Source organism: Mesorhizobium sp., from assembly GCF_004962925.1.
Taxonomy (GTDB): Bacteria; Pseudomonadota; Alphaproteobacteria; order Rhizobiales; family Rhizobiaceae; genus Mesorhizobium.
The window spans coordinates 10,541-13,870 of the sequence record NZ_SUEO01000168.1; the positions used below are offsets into that span (position 1 = coordinate 10,541).

General features: G+C 62.5%; 3 protein-coding genes. All 3 read left to right on the forward strand.

Annotated features, from left to right (window positions below; genetic code table 11):
* The first annotated feature begins 105 nt into the window (after positions 1–105).
* From E5W87_RS26205 to E5W87_RS26215, 3 genes are read left to right on the forward strand one after another with little or no spacing between them, the layout of a single operon-like run.
* Complete coding sequence (locus E5W87_RS26205) at positions 106–897, forward strand: ABC transporter permease (protein ID WP_292404275.1); 792 nt, start codon at positions 106–108, stop codon at positions 895–897.
* The gene (locus E5W87_RS26210) at positions 894–1,967 is read left to right on the forward strand and encodes an ABC transporter ATP-binding protein (protein ID WP_292404278.1); all 1,074 of its coding nucleotides are present in this window, start codon (positions 894–896) and stop codon (positions 1,965–1,967) included. Before E5W87_RS26205 ends, E5W87_RS26210 begins: the two co-directional genes overlap by 4 nt.
* Before the next feature lie 18 nt (positions 1,968–1,985).
* Entirely contained in the window at positions 1,986–3,260 is a 1,275-nt protein-coding gene (locus tag E5W87_RS26215) for a glycosyltransferase (protein ID WP_292404281.1), read from the forward strand.
* Positions 3,261–3,330: the final 70 nt, after the last annotated feature.

Sequence of the window (3,330 nt, forward strand, 5' to 3'; positions counted from 1 at the left end):
ATGTTGGGCGCGGCCCCTCATCTGCCTGCCGGCATCTTCTCCCCGTGAACGGCGAGAAGGACGCTGGCCGCTTGCTCACCGCTCCACTGTCAGGCGGCAGCGATCATGACCCAATCCTTTGCCCGCACCCTCGGCCTGCGAACGATTCTCGTCCTCGTCTTCGCCTTCCTCTACATTCCGATCGCCGTGCTGGTGGCGCTATCCTTCAACCAAGGCGGGCTGCCGACCGTCTGGTCGGGCTTTTCGCTAAGATGGTATGCCTCGCTTGTCGGAAACGCGGCGATCCTTTCCGCCGCTCTCAACACGCTGATCGTGGCGCTTGTCTCGACCGCGATCGCCACGCTGCTCGGCACGCTGTTGGCGATCGGCGTCGAAATGCGCCGGCAGTATGGGAGAGGCCTTGAGGCACTGATCTTCGCGCCGATGATCATTCCCGACATCGTGCTGGCGATCGCGCTGCTCAGCTTCTTCTCCATGCTCGATTTCACTCTGGGCCTGCATACCATCATCCTCGCCCATGTCGTCTTCAATCTCGCCTTCGTCTGCTCGGTGGTCCGCGCGCGGCTGAAAAGCTTCGATTGGTCGATCGTCGAGGCCTCAGCTGATCTCGGTGCCTCGGCGCTCACCACATTCCGGCGCGTGACATTGCCGGTCATCCTGCCTGCGGTCGTCGCCGGCGCGCTGCTCGCCTTCACGCTTTCGGTCGACGAATTCATCATCGCCTTCTTCACATCGGGCGCCGGCCGCGCCTCGACCACGCTGCCAATGCAGATCTATTCGATGATCCGCTTCGGCATCACACCGGAGATCAACGCATTGGCGACCATCGTCATGGCGGTCTCAATCACCGCGCTGACCCTGTCGCAGCGGCTCAATCGTGGGGTGATCGGCCAATGAGCGAGCCCCGCACGCTGCTGGCGATCGACAAGGTGTCGAAGAATTTCGGCCGGGTGACGGCCGTCGACGGCATTTCGCTCGATATCCGCGAGAACGAGTTCTTCGCTTTGCTTGGACCTTCGGGCTGCGGCAAGACCACGCTGCTGCGCATGCTGGCCGGTTTCGAGACGCCCAATCACGGCCGCATCCTGCTCGACGGCCGCGACATCGCCAGGACCCCGCCCAACAAGCGGCCGGTCAATCTAATGTTCCAATCCTATGCGCTGTTTCCGCATATGAGCGTCAGGGCCAATGTTTCCTACGGCCTCGAAATGGAACGCTTGCCGGCAAAGGAAATCCGCTCCCGCGTCGACGCCATCCTGGCGACGACCGAGCTCGTTGCCTTCGCCGACCGCAAGCCGGAGCAACTGTCGGGCGGGCAGAAACAGCGTGTCGCCCTTGCCCGCGCGCTGGTCAAGCGGCCGCGGCTGTTGCTGCTCGACGAGCCGCTCGGGGCGCTCGACAAGAAATTGCGCGGCGCTATGCAATTGGAGCTGAAACGCCTGCAGCACGAGGTCGGCATCACCTTTGTCATCGTCACCCATGACCAGGAGGAATCGCTTGTCATGGCCGACCGCATGGCCGTGCTGAAGGACGGCAAGCTGCTGCAGTGCGACACGCCGCACGCGGTATACGAGTATCCGGCAGACCGTTTCGTCGCGGACTTCATCGGCGTGATGAATTTCGTGCCGGGCAAGGCTGCCGGCGACGGCGTGCTGGCGGCCAATGGTGCGCGGATATCAGGCAAGGTTCCCGCAACGCTTTCGCCCGGCGCTGCGGCGGTCGCATCAGTGCGGCCCGAACGCATCCGGCTGTTCCCGTCGCCAGAAACGGCCAACCGTGTTGCTGGCACCGTCGAGGCGCTGGCCTATCAAGGGCTCGACCTGCAGCTGCATGTCCGCACCGCTCTGTCGCCAAAGCCGTTCCTGGTGCGCGTCACCGCCGACGCCGCCGACCGACGCCCGGTCTCGTCAGGCGATGCGGTCGAGCTCGGCTGGAATGCCGCCGACGTCAGAATTTTCGCAGATTGATTGGAAGGAGAAGCTTTCATGGCGCAGAAGACGATCGCGTTTTTTCCGGAAGCGGCCTACGGCCCGGCGCTCAATTCCGTCGGGATCGCCCAGGCCGTCGAGGCGCGCGGCCACAAAGCGGTGTTCCTGTCGGACCCCGGCTTCGTCGACGTCTATAAGGGCTACGGCTTCGAGGCTCATCCGGTGAACCTGTCCGAGCCGATGCCGCCGGAACAGATGGCCAAGTTCTGGGAAGACTTCATCAACGGCCATATCCCGAACTTCCGCAAATCGCCCTATGACCAGGTCGACAATTACGTGAAGGATTGCTGGACGGCGATCGTTGACAGCGCCAAATGGGCTGAAAAGGACCTGCCCGGTGTGCTTGCGGCGATCAAGCCTGATGTCATCTGCGTCGACAACGTCATCCTGTTCTCGGCGATCAAGCAGTATGGCAAGCCGTGGGTGCGCGTCATCTCCTGCTCGGAGAACGAGATCGAGGACGAGGACATCCCGCCGCATCTGTCCGGCTGCGGCGAGAACGACCACGCCTGCCATCAGCGCTATCGCGACCATTTCAACGCCGTCATCAAGCCGATCCACGACGAATTCAACGCGTTCTTGATTGCTAACAACGAAGCGCCCTATCCGATCGGCCAGTTCTTCGAGGCCTCGCCCCACCTCAATTTGCTGCTTTATCCCGAGGCGGCAAAGTTCAAGCGCCGCCATCCGCTCGACCCGGCAACATTTCAGTATCTGGAAGGCTGCGTGCGGCAGGAGAAGCCCTACACGGTGCCGACTTTTGCTGAGAATAACGACGGGCCGCTGCTCTATGTTTCCTTCGGCAGCCTTGGCGCCGGCGATGTCGATCTGCTGAAGTGCATTATCGCGACGCTGGGCAAGACGCGCTACCGGGCGCTGGTCAATGTCGGCGGCTACAAGGACCAGTATGCGGAAGTGGCCGATAATGTCATTGTCGAGAGCTGGTTTCCGCAGCCCTCGGTCATCCCGCAGGTCGATGCGGTGATCCACCATGGCGGCAACAACTCGTTCACCGAGTGCCTGTACTTCGGCAAGCCGGCGATCATCATGCCCTATGTCTGGGATGGTCATGACAACGCGACGCGCGTCGAGGAGATCGGCCACGGCTTCGGCATGCCGCGCTACGACTGGAGCGACGCCGAGCTGATCGGGAAAATCGAAGCTTGCCTGACGGACCCAAAGATGAAGGCCAAGCTGGCCAAGACATCGGCGCAGATGCAGTCGCAGAACGGCCCGGAGAAAGCGGCCGGGCTGCTGGAGGCGCTGCTGTGACCGGGCTGATGGGTATGGCGTTCCTTCGCGCCCCCCTCTGTCCTGCCGGACATCTCCCCCACTTGGGGGG

What these genes read in the sequence shown, in the direction of transcription:
- E5W87_RS26205 (WP_292404275.1), top strand. Translation starts at nt 106, where the DNA reads ATGACCCAATCCTTTGCCCGCACCCTCGGCCTGCGAACGATTCTCGTC.
- E5W87_RS26210 (WP_292404278.1), top strand. Translation starts at nt 894, where the DNA reads ATGAGCGAGCCCCGCACGCTGCTGGCGATCGACAAGGTGTCGAAGAAT.
- E5W87_RS26215 (WP_292404281.1), top strand. Translation starts at nt 1,986, where the DNA reads ATGGCGCAGAAGACGATCGCGTTTTTTCCGGAAGCGGCCTACGGCCCG.